The organism is Wenyingzhuangia sp. IMCC45467 (assembly GCF_054111205.1).
Window position 1 is genome coordinate 2,897,118 of sequence record NZ_CM134196.1, and the last position, 19,295, is coordinate 2,916,412.

Here is a 19,295-nt window from a genome sequence, read left to right on the forward strand (position 1 = left end):
TGTAAACAGAAAAATTATTTTACAATAATTTTTCTGTTTACTACGGCATTGTTTGCTCTAATTTCAAGAATGTAGATACCACTGTTTTTAGGAGTGGCCATTGTGTTGATACCTGCTTTTATTTGTTGTCTGGTTATTACACTACCTGCTAAATTATAAAGTGTAGCAGTTGCTCTTTCAACAGTGTTTTCTAGTGTGATTTTAAGATCTTGTCCTCGTTCAATAGGGTTAGGATTCACGTTTAAAGAAGCATTAAAATGATTGGTTTCTGAATTAGAAAGGTTTTCGTTATTTGCTAATTTTAAAACATCACTTTCATTTAGAGCATAATTATAAATTCTAAAATCATCATAGTTGTGATTGCTGTATGGATCAGCAGACCATTGTGATTTTCCTAAATAATTCTGAGAGGTGCTTCCTAAGTCAGCAGGGTTAATTGTCATGTTTGTATTGGTTCCTACTGCTACTCCGTTAATGTATAGAATACCTTCTAGTTCATTTTGAGTAATTGCTATATGATACCATTCATTGGTGTTCATTGTTAGGTCTCCGTTTATTTGAACTTCATCTCCATTGTTTTTAATTCCGAATCTAACAGTGTTTCCACTACTTTTAGAAGTTAAAAACATGTATTTACTAGTTCCATTACCAAAATCAAAAATTCTATTCCATGTAGTGTTTTCCGATAATTTTACCCATGTGGCAATGGTAAAATCGGTTAATGATGAAACAATATTATCTCCCAATTCTATATACGATTGATTACTCTCAGACAGAGCGACAGCATAACCGTTGGGTGCGGTAGTCCATTGGCTATTGTTTTTAAGCTCTGCATGATATCCTCCCCATTGATCAAAAGCTACTGTTCCATTATTTTCGTTAAAATTAAAAAGAGCATGTTGTCCGTTTTTAGGAGTTGCGCTTAAAGCAACAGACAAAGGACCTGTACCTTTAGTATTGGTAGCTTCTACTTTGTAAAAATAGGTTTCGTTATTGTTTAAACTATTGGTGTCTTTGTAGAATGTTCCAGAATGATTGGTAGCTATTGATGTATATGTCCCATTTTCTGAAGTAGAACGATAAATATTGTATTGTACATCGTAAGCAAAATCCCAACTTAATACAACTGTATTGTCTCCAGAGGATACATGAAAATTCTCTACAGCCATAGGGCTACTGATGGTTAATGTAGTAACTGGAATTGTTGTAGATGCAGCTGATTGTGGATTACTGTTTACAGAAGTTATATAGTAATAATAAGAAGTCGCTTCTGATAAATTTTCATCTTTATAAATATTAATGGTTTCAGCTTCTCCATCTTTTGGAGTGTAGTTGTATTGTTCTTCAATCAATTCAAAAGGTCCTTCGCTATTATTGGCTCTGTAAATATTATAGGTAAGAGCTCCCTGAGCATCGTTCCACGATAATTGAACAATACCAGCAGACAATGCTTCGGCATTTAATTGTGGTGCATCTGCAACCTGATCGATAGTGATGTTGGTCTCATGAGAGTAGGCAGATTCTGTATCTTTATAACTTACTGCTTTAATTCTATATGTAGCAGATTCGTAATTAATAGGATCGTTAAATGTTACCGTTCCCCCAACTTCATAATCATCATTTATGTTTACGGTTTCTACAATAGTAAATTCTTCTTCCGAGTTTGCTTTACGTTCTATAATGTAGCTTTTTCCAGTTTCTCCGTTATGATCGTACCATGTTAATGAGGTAGACTGGTAGTCTGAAGAAATATTGCTTGATAGCCATCCTGGAGCAACTTTCCATTGGTGATTGTATTCGTTGGCCTTTTTGAATCCTACTTCTGATTTAAAGTTACCAAACATTTCTCCGGCTGGAGTTAATTCACCGTTTAATTCAAGTGTTCTAGCATCGTTCACCCAATTGTATAAAAAGTGATGTTCTACCAAATCGTTGCTTTCAAAATAAGTTAAAATTTCTTGTAATTTATTTTTTTGACGTTCGGCATTTGCAGCAGTTAAAGGTAATGATACTGTTTGTTCATTTCCTCCATCATCTAAAATAGGGTTTCCATGTACATCTACTCTTATTCCTGTATTGTCTGGCCATTTGCTAGCATCGGCACTATTGGTCCAGTTAGCTCCGTTGTTCCATTCGGTAATCCAAACGGGTCTATTTCCAATAGAAGCTGCTCCAATGTTCCAATCCCACCATCCAGTGTTTTGATCTTGATAAGCATGAAAAGCAACAAAATCTACACGGTAATTTAGTAAATCGCAAATAGACATAAATTCATTAAGCCAAGAACTGGTGATTGATGCAGGTGCTGGAGAACCAATTCGCAATCCTGATTTAAACAATTCAGGCCATTGTGTTATTGCAGAGGCTACAGTCATATTTGCTTGATCAGGTCTTGCAGGCTCGTTATATCCTAAAACGTGGGTAACATTACTTCTGCTATTAATAGTACTAAAAGAATCCCAACCTAAGTTGTGTCTCATAGGAACATACAGCACATCAGGGTTTTCTGTAGTTCCTCCAGCAGACCAATCATAAACAATACTTGCGTTTGCTTGGTCATTTGCAGTCCCCCCTAATCTTCCTGCTGTTCCCTTTTTAGAGCTCCATTGCCATTTAAAAACTCTAATAAACGAAATAAAACTTTGATTATTTGTTGCACTAGCTACAAAACCTTCAGGCATGCTTGTAATGTTTAAATCTTCATCATTAGCAATGTACATTTTACTAAAACCTGTTCCATTGCTATTGTTGGCAAAAGTAACCGCAAATCCTTTTTTAAGTTTAAAAGATTTAATGTTGTTGTTAAAGTTTCCTAAATCATTATGATACGTGTGAATTTCATAAGATTGAGAATCTCCTCCAAAATTTTCTTCGGAATACACGGTTAATGCGTTTTGTTCTGTAGTTTTTCCGTTAGGAATGATGACACAACCAGATCCGTAAATAGCCACACGATCTGTTTGTGGATTAAAAGTACTACCATTAATTTTTATATTGTCTAGCCAATCGTTTTCTTCGTTTAAAAATGTTGAGGGTTGTATGCTTTCTAGGTATAACCAAGCATTGTTAGAGGTTAAATTAATGCTACTGTTTCTTAAAGCATCAGAAGCAGTTAAATGAATTTCAGAGTTTCCGCTAATTGTTACATCGGCATTGATAAAACGTTCTATTTGATAGTTTTCATCTTGAATACTAACAGGAGTTTTAGGGGCATTGCTAATGCTCACTGGTGCATAGGCTCCAGAACTATCAAAAGTAATTGATGCTACTTGCATATTTACAGTACCATCAGTATAATTTTTTCCAACAATAATTCTTGGAGATACTTCAAGTTTTTTAAGATTTAAGCTTCCTGTAAACCAAATACCTTCTCCGTTATTTTTAAATAAAATATAGTAGGTGCCTGCAGTAGTAGTGGTAAAAGATAAATTTTTGTAAATCAGTTTTTTATTATCATTTGTAGCAAAAGTAGAATTTGTTTCGGCAATAATATTTTGACTAGTGTTTTCTTGACTGACAGCAACATTAAAAGTACCCGAAGTTCCGTTTCCCCAATAGGTATGCAAAAAGTTTAAGTTGTAAGTAGTATTGGCTTCTAAGGTAACGGGATAATAATATGCAGATCCGTTGGTAACTCCGCTTTCCCAACGCATCATCATAAAATAAGTGTTTTCGGTGTAAGTACTTCCGTTATAAGTAAGTTGGTTGTTAAGGGAGTTGATAAATCTTACTCCACTTCCACTATTAGGACTGTTCCATGGTACGGCACCAGCTCCGTTGTTACTCCACCCTGCATCGGAAGGAGTTTGAGTACTTAGGTTTCCAAATGCATTTTCTGTAATGTTAGGTCCTGATGTTAGGTTAGAGATATCTGGGTTGGTGTTTTCTTGTCCGTTTTCAATATTATATATAGAGGTGAAATCTTTAGAATCTATATAAGTTCCATTTTGGTAAATATGAACTTTAGTTCCTTCTATAGCATAACGAATGGTTTGTTCCTGACTGGAAGAAAAATTAAGCATATAGGAGCCTGTTAATGGAGCAGACCATTGAAACTCACTAGTATTAGCAGAGGTTCTAAAACCTGTAAAATCTTCTTTTCTAAAATCTACATCTAAACCTCTACCTGTGGCCGAAGTAATAGTTGCTTTCACTTCAAGAGACATGTTTTGAGAACTTGTAAAAGGAATTAAAACAGTATCTACTTGACTAGCATTATTAAAGGCTAGATTGTTTTTTAATTGAGTGGGAAGTGTTTCTTTTTCTTGTAAAATAGGTGTTTGAGCATGAAGCTGGCTAGCCAATAAGCCGATGGCAATTTTTACAAAGAGTAATTTTCTTTTCATTTTCGTTTAGTTTTATGATTAATTTTTATAAAAACTAAACTACTAGACCTGTGTGGTTTATACCCAATACAAATAAGTCATTTTAAGATAACAAATCAATCAAATAGTCTTTTTTATGTTGTTTTAATAAAAAAAACACTGATTTTTTGCGTGTTGTGTTTTTTTAGGTGTTGTTTTTTAGATATTCAGAAGGAGTGCATCCAAACTGTTCTTTGAAACACTTTCTGAAATATACCTGACTGTTAATTCCTACTTTATATGCTATTTCTGTTAGGTTGTATTTTTTTTCTTGAAGTAATTTTTCGGATTCTATCATTTTTATTTTACGAATAAATTCAGTTGTAGAAAGATCGGTGATAGCCTTCATTTTCCTGTAAAGAGTAGAATTACTCATAAACATATGATCTGATAAAAACTGAACATCTACTGTTTTTTCTGAAATATTATCTGTAATTATTCGAGTGGCTTTTTCTATAAAATCTTTATCTAAACCACTAAGCGCATTTGTTTGTTCTTTGCTGTTAGAACTGGTGTTTAATAGGTTTGTGTTGTTACTATATGCTTTTGCAAGTATTTGTCTTTGTGTTAATAAGTTTTTTAATCTGCTTTTTAATAAGTTGGAGCTAAAAGGCTTGGTTAAGTAAGAATCTGCACCAGAAGTATACCCCTCTTCTTTACTTAAAGAAGAGTCTTTTGCTGTGAGTAAAATAATTGGAATATGACAGGTTCGTATATCTTCTTTTAACTTTTTACACAATTCAAATCCATCCATTTCAGGCATCATAACATCACTAATAATAATATCAGGAATGTTGTCTAAAGCCATGTGGAGTCCTTGTTTTCCATTGTTAGCAATCTGCACTTCATAAGTGGTGTTTAATTCATCGTATATATACTCACATATATCTTTGTTATCTTCAATAACCAATACTACGGTATCATCTATTTTGTAATCTTCATCAAAAGTCTCTACTTCCTCTTGTGGCATTTCATCTTCTTCATATTCTTCATTAGTTGTATGAGCAGCGTTAGGATAAGTGTTGTTTAGTTTTAAAAAGAAAGAAATGGAAGTCCCAATTCCTAGAGAGCTGTCAGCTTTTAAAAATCCTTCATGTAAGGTGACTAAATTTTTAACCAAAGCCAAACCAATACCCGTTCCGGCATGGTGTTGTTTTCCTTCTTTTTGATAGTATCTGTCGAATATTTTAGGTAAATCATTTTTGCTAATTCCAGTACCAGTGTCTTTTACGTTTATTTCAACATATTTCTCATCGTTTTTTTCTACAATAGATAGTTGTACATTAATGCTTCCTTGTTGAGTGTATTTTATTGCATTAGACATTAGGTTGTCTATAATCATATTAATAGCTTCCTGATCAAAATGCATGTAGATTTCAGATGGAGTTGCTTTTATAGAGATTGCAACGTTTGGGTTTTGATTCAATTCTTTAAAACGAAGTGCAATTTCTTTTACAGTAGTAACCACATCCGCTTTAACAATTACAAGATTTTTATTTGATGTTTCGGTTTTTCTAAAATCTAACAAACGGTTTACCAAATTTTTTAAACGTACGGTATTGTTGTGAATAAGTTGAAGTCTTTTTTTGTCTTTATCTGATAAAGTAGCACTGTTTAAAATATCTTCAATAGGGCCTAAAATTAACGTTAATGGGGTGCGTAGTTCATGAGTAATGTTGGTGTAAAATTTTATACGTTCTAGGTTTAATTCAATATCCTTTTGATGCTGCTGTTTTTCAGATTTATATAAATATTCTACTTTTATTTTTCGTTCTCTGTAAAACATTAAGCCTAGTGAAATGATAAAACCAATAGTAACATAAAGCAATTTAGCCCACCATGATAACCAAATAGGAGGATGCACATTGATGTTTAATTGACGGTAATTTTTACTCCAATCTTGGTTTCTTACTCTAGAGCGAAGTAATAGTTGATATCTTCCTGAGGCCACATTTCTAAAAGTAATTTCATTGGTTCCTTGTACAGGATACCAAGAGTTTGATAAGCCTTTAAGCATGTAGGAATATTCTGTCTCATTTTTTTGAGCATAGTTTTTAATGGCAAAAGAAACTTTAAAATTATTTTGTTTGTAATTAAGGTTGATTTCATTTTTTCCAGAAATAAACGCTTGTTTTTTATCTATAAACTGACCTCTTACAGGTTCGTAAATATCTAACAATGTAAAGAAAGGGTTTGGTGTTTCTTTTTTGTCTAAAACTTTGGTAGGGTTAAAAAAGCAAATACCGTGCAATGAACCAAAAAATAGCTGATTGGTTGACGTTCTTAACACACAAGATGAAGAAAAACTACTCATACTAACATCATTTTTGTAGCTAAAATTTAAAGGATTGTTACTGTCTTTTTGCAGGCAACTAAGTCCTTTATTAGTACTGTACCAAATATTGCCTATTTCATCTTGATGAACAGCTCTTACAAAGGTGTTTTGTGGAGTGTGATTTGTGTAGTTTCCATTAAAACTATGATCTAATAAAAGCAACCCTTCTCCTGTAGCAACCCAAATTTCATTTTGCTTATTCACATACAAATGATTAATGGTGTTTGATGAAAAACCTGTTTGTGTATGGTAGCTTTTAACAAGTTTTAAATTTTTAGAATAAACTTTCATTCCAAAACCAAAAGTCCCAATTATAATATTTTCTTGCTGATCTACAGCAAGTGTTCTAATAAGAGTTTCCTTTATGTTTAATTTTTTTACAAAAAGTTTTGTTTTGGCATCCAATAAAAAAATACCATTATCATAAGTTCCCACTAGTATTTTTCCTTGTTCAGTTTCGTACAAGCAAGTAATGTCACTGTTTTGGTAAATTTCAGGTAAAATTTGACGAGCTTTTTTAGTATTGGTGTCATAAGCAACTACACCTCCATGCATTATTCCTAACCATAAAACATCGTTTTTATCAGCATGGATGGCTTGTACTGTATTAATGTTTAATTGGTTGTTATTTAAATTAAAAGGTTCAATTTTGTTGTTTTTTAGTTGGAAAACTCCAGCTCCGTAAGTTCCCAACCATACGGTTTGATGGCTGTCTTGAGTCATGGAAAGAATGGAGTTGGCTATGGAGCTTTCTTGTATTTGGTTGTTAGATATTTTTAGCGTATTAAAAAGTTGTTGTTTGCTCGATAAAAAGTTTACACCACCTCCCCAGGTACCTGTCCAAATATTATTAAATTCATCTTGATACAAACATCTGGTGTTTAAAGAAGATAGTTTTTTGTTAGAAGGTTGGTTGGCAACTTGCTGAATTTTAACATCGTTTATATGTGTTAAAAAACGTTGTGATAAATTAATTTTTACCAATCCATCAAAACGAGTAGACACCCATAAATGATCATCATTAAAATGAGCAATGTCTGTAATCCACATAGATAAAGGGCCTCCATTATTACCAAAGTTGATGAATGTTTCTGCTATAGGGTTAAATAAAGCGAGTCCTTTAGAAGTTCCTACCCAAATACCACCAGCTTTGTCTTTGTAAACACATCTAACATCGTTGCTTGGAATTGATTGAGGATTGTTTTCAATATGTTGATAGTTTCTAGTGTTTTTTGTTTTTAAATTAATTACACTTAATCCCGCATCTTTATGACCAATGTATAAATGTTGATTACCGTCATCTACCACACTCCATGCATAGTTGCTTACCAATCCTTTTACCGTTTCTTTGTTGTAATGTGTAAATTGTTGTGTGTTTTTATTAAAAAAATCAATACCGCTATTGTATGTAGCCAACCATAAATTATTGTCGGTGGCAATTTCTATATCAGTAATTGCATCAGAAACAATAGAACTATTGGCTTGTTGATAGCTTGTAAATGTATTGGAATTACAATCATAAACCGATAATCCTGCTCTCTTGGTGGCTATCCACATTTTTTTTTCAATAGGGTCGTCTAATATTTTGTTGAGTTCGTTTCCACTCAAACTCTCCGTATTTGTGTTTTTGTAAAAAGGGACAATAGTACTTCCATCGTATCTGTTTAAACCTTCTTCGGTTGCAAACCAAATAAAGCCTTCTTTGTCTCCATCAATGGCCACTACATAATCATTAGACAACCCGTGAGTCATATTTAATTGTTCAATAGTGTATTGTTGCGTGTATGCTACGGAAACACAACAAAAAAGAAAGATAAAAAGAAGGTGTTTTTTTCTCATAATCTCAAATGTATCATTTTTTATGATGAAAAGATTGATTAGAGATTAGCTTGATTGATATGGTATTCATGTTTGAAAGATTTGTATACGCTTGGTTTTGTGCACTGCTATTAATTTTAACACCTCGTTTAGTATTGCTGATTATTTAATTAATAAAACAATGAATCTTTTTTTATTAAAAAGGCAATATTAATAGAAGATAACTAATTATTCATTTAAACTTTTAAAACATGAAAAGGAGACTTTTAATATTATTAATGTTCCTACCCTTGTGTATTTATGCACAAGACCAATTGTCAGTTTCGGGTACTGTAACATCTGCCTTAGATCAGATGCCTTTGCCTGGAGCCACAATTATGGTAAAAGGAACTACTAACGGTGTAATGACCGATTTTGATGGAAATTATACATTGAATAATGTATCTAAAGGAACAATTTTAATTTTTAGCTATGTAGGAATGACTACTCAGGAAATTAATTTTAATAATCAAAAGAAAATAAACGTAGCTCTAGAAGGTGAAAATGTAAATCTTGATGAGGTTGTAATTGTAGGGTACGGTGCTATGAAAAAGAAAGATTTAACAGGGGCGGTAGTACAGGTAAAACCTGATAAATTGGCTAATGAAAATCCTCAAACAATTCAAGATGTATTAAGAGGTGTACCTGGACTAAAAGTAGGGTATTCTGCAGATGCAAAAGGTGGAGGTTCATTACAAGTACGTGGTCAAACATCGGTATACACAGGAGGGAATCATAACTCACCCTTAATCATCTTAGATGGAATGCAGTTTTATGGGGAATTGTCTGAAATTAATCCTGATGATGTTGCTCAAATAGACATTTTGAAGGATGCATCCGCTACTGCAGTATACGGATCAAAAGCATCGGCTGGAGTTATTATTATTACCACTAAAACAGGTAAAAAAGGAAAGCCAGTTATTAATGTAACCTCTAATGTTGCTATAAACACAAAGAGTGCTTATAGAGATGTTTACAGTGCAGAAGGATATGCAAAATATCGTGAAGATTGGGAAACAGCAAAAACATATGGCTACAATGCTAGTACAGGTGAATATGAAGCTTATGTAGCAGATAGAGTAGGGCAAATAGGTTATTTTTCAAACCCTAATGATTTGGGAAAACTAGGCGTTTCACAAGATGAATGGTTGGCTTATCAACCAGAATCAGAAACATCAGGTAAGAGTTTAACAGAAATTTGGGGACTTCGTTTAGGACTGCAACAAGGAACAGTGTTAGAAAATTTTGTAGCAGGTAAGAGTCACGATTGGTATAATAGTACTTTTAGAACTGGAATTAATAGAGATAATAATGTAAGTGTTTCAGGAGCAAGTGAAAAAGTAAACTACTATTTGTCTTTGGGATATTTAAGTGCTGAAGGTGCTGTTAAAGGGAACGACTATGCTACTGTTAGAGCCAACATGAAAGTAAAAGGACAAATTACTGATTGGTTAGAAGTAGGGGCTAACGTAAATTTCCAAGATCGTACAGATGGAGATATTAGTGTTGGAACTGGTACTAATTATTGGGATGCTAACATGTTAAGAAATAGTCCATATGCTAATTTTACGGATGAAAATGGAAATTATGTTAGACAACCTATGGGAGCAAATATTGGTGGATACAATTATTATTACGACCGTCAGTTTATGGAGTTAGAGAAAGGTTACACCGTGTTGAATACTATTTTTAACTCTAAAGTAACTTTGCCCTATGGAATTACTTATTCCTTTAATGCCTCTCCTCGTTACCAGTTTTTTTACAATAGGTATTTTCAATCAGCTGATCACGAAGGATGGAATGCAGCAAATGTTGGTGTTGATAGAGGACATGGAAAACGATTTGATTGGAATTTAAACAATACAATTACTTGGGATTACACCTTTAATAAAAAACACCATGTAATAGCCACCTTGGTACAAGAGGCTGAGGAACGTAGTTCATGGTCTGATAATATTTATGCAAGAAATATTTTACCATCCGATGCTTTAGGATTTCACAACACTTCTAATGCAACTTTAGATAACAGTAGTTTTAATACTACAGATACACATCAAACGGCAGATGCTTTAATGGGAAGGTTGTTTTATTCTTATGACGATCGTTATATGTTAACAGCAACTGTGCGTAGAGATGGATATTCTGCTTTTGGAGCATCAAATCCTTATGCAACTTTTCCGTCTATTGCTTTAGGATGGAATATTCATGAAGAAAATTGGTTTAATTGGGATGCCATGAGTCAAGCTAAATTAAGATTGTCTTGGGGTAAAAATGGAAACAGATCTTTAGCTGATCCTTATGTTTCTTTAGCCAATTTAGGATCGGGAACAGGAGCTACTATGGGTTATATAGATGGTTCAGGAGATGTGGTAGATGTTAAATATTTAGCAATTGATAGAATGGCAAACCCTAATTTACAATGGGAAAAAACGACATCAACAAATATTGGTTTTGATTTTGGGTTTATCAACAACCGTATTAGTGGAACTATTGATGCTTATAATATGATTACCAATGATATGATTATGGCTCAGCGTTTACCTAGTTTTTCAGGTTTTGGATCAATTACTACAAATTTAGGAGAGGTTCAAAATCAAGGTTTTGAAGTGAGTATTAATTCTATTAATGTTTTAAAGTCAAATTTTGAATGGAGAACAAGTTTTGCATTGTCATACAACAAAAACAAAATCAATTCATTGTATGGAAATATGGAAGATATTTTAAATGCTGATGGGGAAGTTATAGGAAAAAAAGAGTCAGATGATATTAGTAATGGATGGTTTATCGGAAAACCAATTTCAGCTATTTGGAGTTATGAGGTTACTGGTATTTGGCAAAAAGAGGAATGGGAAGAAGCAGCCAAATATGGGCAACGACCAGGAGATCCTAAGGTAGCAAATCATTACACTGCAGATGATAAAGAAGATGGGACTCCAGTATATAATGATAATGACAAAGTGTTTATGGGACAAACAGCTCCACCAGTAAACTGGGCTTTGCGTAACGAGTTTACGTTCTTTAAAAATTGGGATGCTTCTATAAATATGTATTCGTATATGGGGCACAAATCATTAAATGGAAATTATTTAAACGGATTTAACTCAGGAAGTATGTATACAAACAATTACAATCCTTTTGTAAATCCATATTGGACGGTTGACAACCCTACTAATGATTGGGCTAGGTTAGATGCCATTGCTCCTGCAGGTGCAAGTGCAAACAAATTGTACAACCGTAGTTTTATAAGGTTAGACAATATTGCACTGGCTTATACCTTACCAAGAAATATTACTGAACGTTGGAATATACAAAAACTAAAAGTATCTGCTTCAGTTCGTAATGTAGCAACATGGTCTGCAGATTGGAGCTATTTTGGAGATCCTGAAACAGGAGGTTTAGCTACTCGTACATTTAATTTTGGTATTAATCTTACACTTTAAAAAGAAATCATCATGAAAAGATATATAAAAAATACAATTTCAAAACTAGCTTTAGCCAGTATAGGAATCGCTGGTTTGACTTCTTGTTCCGAAGAGTTTTTAGAACCAGATCCTCTTTCTTTTTACGAACCAGAAACAACTTTTACCACGGAGTCTGGTTTACAAGCAACTATTGCAATTGCCGATAGAGCCCTACGAGGTTTCTGGATTCACTACAGTGGAGGGTACAATAGTGTGCCTATTGGAACAGAATACGTTTTTTCTGACATGGCTAAATATGGTAAAACAGATATGAGTAATACCATAGCAGATTATGCCAACACCTTAGTCCCTACAGGAACCTATGCTGTTGGAGCAAATGATGCTTATTATTTAGGATATTATTGGGATGAAGGGTACAACGGAATTAAATATGCAAATACCGTTCTTACTTATATAGATAATGTAGAAGGACTAACAGAGGATGTAAAAAATAAATATAAAGGTCAAGCCTTATTTCATAGAGCATATAGGTATTTAAATTTAGTATATCAATATGGAGATATTCCACTAATTACTAAAATATTAGAAGTGCCAAAGCAAAATTACTATTCTACACCAAAAGAAGAAATTATTAAAATGATTACTGCAGATATGGAGAATGCAGTAGCATGGGTGCCAGAACAATCGGAATTACCTTATTTAGGTTTGGTTAATAAAGCAGCGTGTAGACAATTATTAATTAAATGTTATTTAGCATCAGGTAGGTTTGAAGAAGCCGAAGATCAAGCAGGTATTTTAATCAATCAATCAGGATATGCATTAATGCAAAGTACATTTGGAACTTTTGATGAGGGTGGAAATCCTGAAACATGGAAAATTACTGATAATGTAATTTGGGATTTACACAGACCAGAAAATAAGGTGATTTCTAGTAATACCGAAGCTTTAATGGTTATGCCAAACGGAGGAGCGCAATCTTTCTTGTATTTTATGTCTATGAGAATTTTTGGTCCTAACTGGAATGCGGGTACCAACATAACACCAACTGATGGAAAAATGGCAGCCAATCGTTTTCCTATATCACATTCAAATTACGATGCTAAGTACGATTATACTAGAGCGTTGGGAAGAGGAATAGGAACAATTAGTGCTTCTTATTATTCACAAAAACCAATGTGGGTAGTAAATGGTGTTGAAGATACACAAGATTTAAGACACAACAGTACTGTTGGAAACTGGGTAAATATGGAAGACTTAAAATATAGCGATCCTACATCAGCCGATTATGATACCAATTTTAGGTTATTTAATAATGGAGGAGATTTGTTGTCTAAAGACACAATTCGTAGTTGGTTTGATTTTCCGTTGTATAAAATTTATCTGCATGATGTTGAAAGTGAAACCAATGCAAATGCTAATGATTTTAGAGGAGCAACTACAGGTAGTAATGCTCACTGGTATTTATATAGGTTGGCAGAAACCTATTTGTTACGTGCCGAAGCTCGTTTTTATCAAGGAAATGTTGCTGGAGCAACCACCGATGTAAATATTATAAGACAAAGAGCAGGTGCTTCGCAAATGTACGGAACTGTAACTATTGGAGATATTTGTGCTGAAAGAGGTAGAGAATTATATTTAGAAGAATGGAGAAATGTAGAATTAACCCGTATTTCTCACTGTCTAGCCATGAGTGGTCAACCAGACGAATGGGGAAATACTTATGATGTCAATAGTTGGGATCAACAAACAGGTACTGATGAAACAGGAGGAAGTTATTGGTATCAACGTTTGATACATTATACACTTTATAACAAACATCCAGAAGGAATTGTATTGCCAAATGGAACAAAGTATTATAGTATGGATAAAAGAAATGTATATTGGCCAGTTCCAAATAGTGCTATTACAGCAAATACGAAAGGACAATTAAGTCAGAATTACGGATACGATGGTCATGATCCTAGTATTAAAATGTGGGATACTTGGCAAGAAGCTGTTGCAGATGAAGATTTTGTAGATTAAGTTGGTTAGTTTGAAAGTGGGCCTTAAAATAGTTTAAGGTCTACTTTTTTTATAATCAGGTTTTAATAATAAATGTTATTATTACATTTATAGAAAATAAATAAAGATTTTAAATCATGAAGAAATTATTGGGAGGTGTATTGTTATTAATGTTGGTAGTGTGTTGTAAATCAATAGATAAAAAACATCAAGAAAAAGAAACTATTGGTTTAATTCAAAAAGTAAACAACCATTGGATAGCTACACATCCTACACACGGAAACTCTTTTTGGAACAGGGCAGCTTATCATACTGGGAATTTAGAGGCTTATAAAGTAACAAAGAATCCCGAATATTTAGCGTATTCTGAAGCATGGGCAACTAAAAACCAATGGAAAGGGGCTACTTCTAATAATAAAGAAAAATGGAAGTATTCTTATGGAGAATCTAGCAATTACGTGTTGTTTGGAGATTATCAAATTTGTTTTCAGGTATATGCAGATTTATATGAAATAAATCCATCTCCAGAAAAAATAGCAAGAGCTATTGAAGTAATGGAATATCAAATGAGTACCGATAAAAATGATTATTGGTGGTGGTCAGACGGTTTGTACATGGTAATGCCTGTGATGACTCGTTTGTATAAAATAACAGGAAATGAATTGTATTTAGAAAAACTACATGAATATTGGAGCTATGCCAACAGTATTATGTGGGATGAAGAAGCAGGTTTGTACTACAGAGATGCAAAATATGTATATCCAAAACATACCTCTACCAACGGAGAAAAAGATTTTTGGGCTCGTGGTGATGGTTGGGTGTTTGCTGCTTTTTGTAGAGTGTTAACCGATTTGCCTAAAGACAACAAGCACAGAGAAGAATACATTCGCCATTATAAAAAAATGGCCAAAGCTTTAAAAGATTGTCAACAAGAAGAAGGATACTGGACACGTAGTATGTTAGATCCTGAACATGCTCCAGGACGTGAAACCAGTGGGACAGCCTTTTTTACCTACGGTTACATGTGGGGAATTAACAACGGAATTTTAGACAAGGATACTTATGGGCAAGTTGCCGAAAAAGGATGGAATTATTTGGCAAATGTTGCTGTTCAAGAAAATGGAAGTGTTGGTTATGTACAACCTATTGGAGAAAGAGCCATTCCTGGGCAAGTGGTTGATGTAAAATCTACGGCAGATTTTGGTGTAGGAGCATTTTTATTAGCTGCTGCTGAAAGAGTAAAATACACAGAGTAAAAAAATAAAGAATGATTTTAAAAACAGAAACGGGACGTAAAATCTGTCTGTTGTGGATGTTGTTCATCAACTTATTCACTGGGTTTGCTCAACAGCCAACTGCAACAATAACCGAAGAAGGTGCGTGGTGTTGGTTTGCCGACCCGAGAGCGATTAGTTATAAAAATGACAGCGGAACAATTAATGCGACTTATATTGGATACATTGATGTTCATGGAAATATAAAAGCCACACAAATTAATCATAACACAAATAGCAGTCAAGAGGTTTTAATCCGATCGTATTTTCAACCAGACGATCATAACAATCCTACTTTTTTAGTGTTGCCAGATGAACGTATTATGGTGTTTTATTCTCGTCATACAGATGAAGCTTGTTTTTATTACCGAGTGTCTACGCATCCAGGAGATATTACAAGTTTGGGAAAAGAGTTTAAGTTAAAAACTACAAATAATACCACATATCCATCACCTTTTATTTTATCAGATGATCCTGAACATATTTATTTGTGTTGGAGAGGAATAGGATGGCATCCTACCATTGCAAGATTAACCGTACCCGATGCAAATGACGAAGTGAGTTTTAATTGGGGACCTTATCAAATGGTAAAATCCTTAAACGGTAGAGGAGGAGTTCGTCCGTATGCAAAATACGTAAGCAACGGAAAAGATAAAATTTACATGGCCTATACAGCCAATCATCCAGACAATGGAAGTACCAATTTTATTTATTTCAATTATTTTGATGTGAATGATAAAAGTTTAAAAAACATCAAAGGGAATCCACTAGCTAAGGTTTCTGAAAAACCTTTTGAGGTGCAGATGTCTCAAGAATATCAAAATAAGTATCCCTTAACGGTGGTAGACAATAGTTCTAATAGAAATTGGTTGTGGGAATTGTCTTTAACCAAGAATGAACATCCTGTAATTGCGACTGTTCGTATCAATAAAGATAAATCATCACACAGTTATTATCACACCAGTTGGACGGGTAACCAATGGCAACAAGTATTTTTAACAGAAGCAGGAGGACATTTTCATCAATCTCCAAACATTGAAAAATGTTACAGTGGTGGAATGGCTATTGATAAAAATAATACCGATATCATGTACGTATCTAAACCTATTGAGGGAAAATATGGAAAAGTGTATGAGTTGGTAAAATATCAAGTAACTAAAGACGGAACTATTGCAACAGAAGAACAATTAACGTTTGATTCCGAAAAAGGAAATAGTCGTCCGTTTATGATTAAAAACAATAAAAATCCCTTGCCTTTAATTTGGATGTACGGCGATTATTTTGATTGGATTGTGAGTAAACAACGTCCTAAAGGGTATGCTACAGGAATTAAAACATTTATTGAAATTCCTCACAAACAATCAGAAACTAAAAAGAAGCTTGTTAAGAAAAATAAATCCTTAAAAGCCTTTACCATTGTAATGGAACTTAAAATGGATGATGAAAATTACGATGGAGAAATTTTAAACTCTAAAGATTTTTCATACGGAATAGCCAAAAATCCATCCATGAAACCTTACTTCAAAATAAAAGATGAAAAATACATTAGTTCTAATGTTTTTGGAAGTTCGGATGTTTGGAAACAGAAAAACAGAGGAACAGGGGGAGCTTGGTACACACCGTCTAAGTTTGATAAAGTACAGATAACTATTACTTATGATAAAGAAAAGTTAATCACTTATGTAAACGGTCTTATAGATCAGGTAATAACAGTAAATAGATTAACCTTAAAAGATTTAGATTTTCAAAATTTTAAAGGAAAAGTTGTTGATTATAAAGTGTATAAAAAAGCATGGGCACAGCAAATGATAAAAAAGTAATTTAATATTTAATAAAAAGATACAGCCCAAATAACTAGTTATTTGGGCTGTATCTTTTATGTGTGTTTGGTTAGTTAATCAAATGAATGTGTTGATAATTAGAAATATAAATTTCGTCTATCACTAATGCTTCAAGTTGTTTTTTAGAAGGATGTTTTTTGGCATTGTAGTTTGCTATTTTTGCACTAAAGGAAATACCTGTCTCTACTAACTTGAACTCATTGATATGAGCGCTAGCTTCTTTTTCATTTTTAACAGATACTGATATTTTAGAACTGTTTGGTGTGTGTGTTAGCACATCTCCTAAAGTAGAAGTACCCAATTTTATATTGTTTTCTGTTAAGGAGCTAAAAGGCTGGGTAAACTTTATAGCTCTAATGGTTTGATTGTTGTCATTGCTAAGAATATAAAACGAGATCCCAAATTTCTTGTAGTTTAGTTCATATAGTTTGGGTAATTGTTCATTTTCGTTTATCACAAAATCTTCAGGTTTTTCATAATCGTTTCCAAAAGCTTTAATAATTTCAGGCAAAGTGGTTTTATCTATCGGATAGTTTTTTAATCCTACTTTAGGAATGATAATATTGTTGTTTTTTAGGTCGATTTTTTGGGCATTTATTGTGTAAGAAACAGCAATAAAAAGGAATAGGGCAAGTTTTTTCATAGCATATTATTTAATTATTCTTCTTTTTTAAGTTGAGTGACTTCTTTAGTCGTCACTATTTTTTCATTTTTATTTCCCCAACTGTTAGAAATGTAATTCATCACATCGGCTACTTCGTCATCGGTCAATCCTAAAGGAGCCATGTTTCCGTTGTATTTTATATTGTTAACGGTAATTAAACCACTTAATCCGTATTTAATGGCTTTAATACTTTGTTTTCTGTTTTTGGCTAAAAAATCTGATTCAGCCAAAGGAGGATATACTTTTTTAACTCCTTTTCCGTTGGGCATATGGCAGGTTATACAAAAATCGGTGTAAATTTCTTTTCCTCTTTCCATACTTGCTTCTAATACATCAGACTGTTGTGCGTTAACAAACGAAGTAAAAGTTAGTAAGATGAAAATTGTTGTTATTGTATTTTTCATCATGTTATTTTTTTGAAATAATTTTAAAAATTCCTTTTCCTTCTACGGCTATGTAAATAAATCCATCTGGTGATTGAACTACATTTCTTACACGTCCTATATCTTCAAATAATTTTTCTCTTTTAACGACTTTATTGTTTTTAAAAGTCAATTGTTCTAGATATTGAAATTTTAATGAACCAACTAATAAACTGTTTTGCCAATCAGGGTAGTTGGTAGATGTTACAAAAGTCATCCCACATGGAGCAATGGAAGGTGTCCAATAAAAAATAGGTTGCTCCATGCCTTCTTTTTCTGTAATATCGGTAAAAGTAGTACCACTGTAATTAATACCATAAGAAATAATAGGCCATCCGTAGTTTTTTCCTTTTTCAATCTTATTAATTTCATCACCTCCCTGTGGACCGTGTTCGTGCTCCCAAATATCTCCTGTTTCAGGATGTTTTGTTAAGCCTTGTGGGTTTCTATGTCCGTAGCTATAAATAGCTGCTTTTGCATTTTCTATATTTATAAAAGGATTGCTATTTGGAATACTTCCATCATCATTCAAACGATAAACTTTACCACAATCTCTTGTAATATCCTGTGGGTTTTCATCTCTGTTTCCACGTTCCCCAATAGAAAAATATAAATAACCATCATTGTCAAAAACAATTCTAGATCCAAAATGTTGTCCTTTTCTACTATTAGGATTTGCTTTGTATAGCACTTGTTTTTCTATCAAAGTATTGTCTTTTAACTTTGCTCTCATAATAGCGGTGTTCCCTCCATCTCCTTCACCATCGGGAGATGCATAAGAAATATAAATCCAACCATTACTGATATAGTTAGGATGGAGTGTAATATCCATCAATCCGCCTTGACCTCTAACATATATTTCTGGTAAGCCTGTAATACTTGTTTTTATTCCATCTTTAAAATGAATCAATTCTCCTGATTTTTCTGTTATCAATAGACTGTTGTCAGGTAAAAAAGTCATTCCCCATGGAATGTTTAGATTATCAACAACCACTTCTGTTGTGTAGTTTAGATCTTTACTATCTTCTGCCTTAATTTTAGAATCTGTTTGCTGAGCACAAGAAAAACAGGTAATCAACAGCATTGTAAATATTGAATAAATTTGTTTCATAACT

The 19,295-nt window shown here is 33.3% G+C and carries 9 protein-coding genes; 4 read left to right on the forward strand and 5 right to left on the reverse strand.

Going from position 1 to position 19,295, the window contains the following annotated elements; translation table 11 throughout:
- Nucleotides 1–14 precede the first annotated feature (14 nt).
- Nucleotides 15–4,346 carry a LamG-like jellyroll fold domain-containing protein gene (locus ACXGQT_RS12280; protein ID WP_457828887.1) on the reverse strand — a complete coding sequence of 1,444 codons (4,332 nt, stop codon included), beginning with the start codon at nucleotides 4,344–4,346 and terminating at the stop codon, nucleotides 15–17.
- A 163-nt stretch (nucleotides 4,347–4,509) separates the two neighbouring features.
- Nucleotides 4,510–8,538 (reverse strand): hybrid sensor histidine kinase/response regulator transcription factor, encoded by a 4,029-nt coding sequence (locus ACXGQT_RS12285; RefSeq protein ID WP_457828888.1) that lies wholly within the window; start codon nucleotides 8,536–8,538, stop codon nucleotides 4,510–4,512.
- Nucleotides 8,539–8,768: 230 nt separating this feature from the next.
- On the opposite strand from ACXGQT_RS12285, the gene ACXGQT_RS12290 reads away from it, so the two are divergent.
- From ACXGQT_RS12290 to ACXGQT_RS12305, 4 genes are all read left to right on the forward strand, one after another.
- Nucleotides 8,769–11,996 (forward strand): SusC/RagA family TonB-linked outer membrane protein, encoded by a 3,228-nt coding sequence (locus ACXGQT_RS12290; RefSeq protein ID WP_457828889.1) that lies wholly within the window; start codon nucleotides 8,769–8,771, stop codon nucleotides 11,994–11,996.
- A 12-nt stretch (nucleotides 11,997–12,008) separates the two neighbouring features.
- Entirely contained in the window at nucleotides 12,009–14,000 is a 1,992-nt protein-coding gene (locus ACXGQT_RS12295) for a RagB/SusD family nutrient uptake outer membrane protein (protein WP_457828890.1), read from the forward strand.
- Nucleotides 14,001–14,116: 116 nt separating this feature from the next.
- Nucleotides 14,117–15,235, forward strand: coding sequence for a glycoside hydrolase family 88/105 protein (locus ACXGQT_RS12300; protein ID WP_457828891.1), 1,119 nt, complete (start codon nucleotides 14,117–14,119; stop codon nucleotides 15,233–15,235).
- 11 nt (nucleotides 15,236–15,246) lie between these two features.
- Nucleotides 15,247–17,073, forward strand: a complete 1,827-nt coding sequence (locus ACXGQT_RS12305; RefSeq protein ID WP_457828892.1) for a BNR repeat-containing protein — start codon at nucleotides 15,247–15,249, stop codon at nucleotides 17,071–17,073.
- Nucleotides 17,074–17,143: 70 nt separating this feature from the next.
- On the opposite strand, the gene ACXGQT_RS12310 is transcribed toward ACXGQT_RS12305, so the two are convergent.
- From ACXGQT_RS12310 to ACXGQT_RS12320, 3 genes are read right to left on the reverse strand one after another with little or no spacing between them, the layout of a single operon-like run.
- Nucleotides 17,144–17,737, reverse strand: coding sequence for a hypothetical protein (locus ACXGQT_RS12310; RefSeq protein ID WP_457828893.1), 594 nt, complete (start codon nucleotides 17,735–17,737; stop codon nucleotides 17,144–17,146).
- Between the two features lie 14 nt (nucleotides 17,738–17,751).
- Complete coding sequence (locus tag ACXGQT_RS12315; RefSeq protein ID WP_457828894.1) at nucleotides 17,752–18,162, reverse strand: c-type cytochrome; 411 nt, start codon at nucleotides 18,160–18,162, stop codon at nucleotides 17,752–17,754.
- A gap of 4 nt (nucleotides 18,163–18,166) precedes the next feature.
- Nucleotides 18,167–19,291: a PQQ-dependent sugar dehydrogenase gene (locus ACXGQT_RS12320; protein ID WP_457828895.1), complete on the reverse strand. Its 1,125-nt coding sequence runs from the start codon at nucleotides 19,289–19,291 to the stop codon at nucleotides 18,167–18,169.
- Nucleotides 19,292–19,295: the final 4 nt, after the last annotated feature.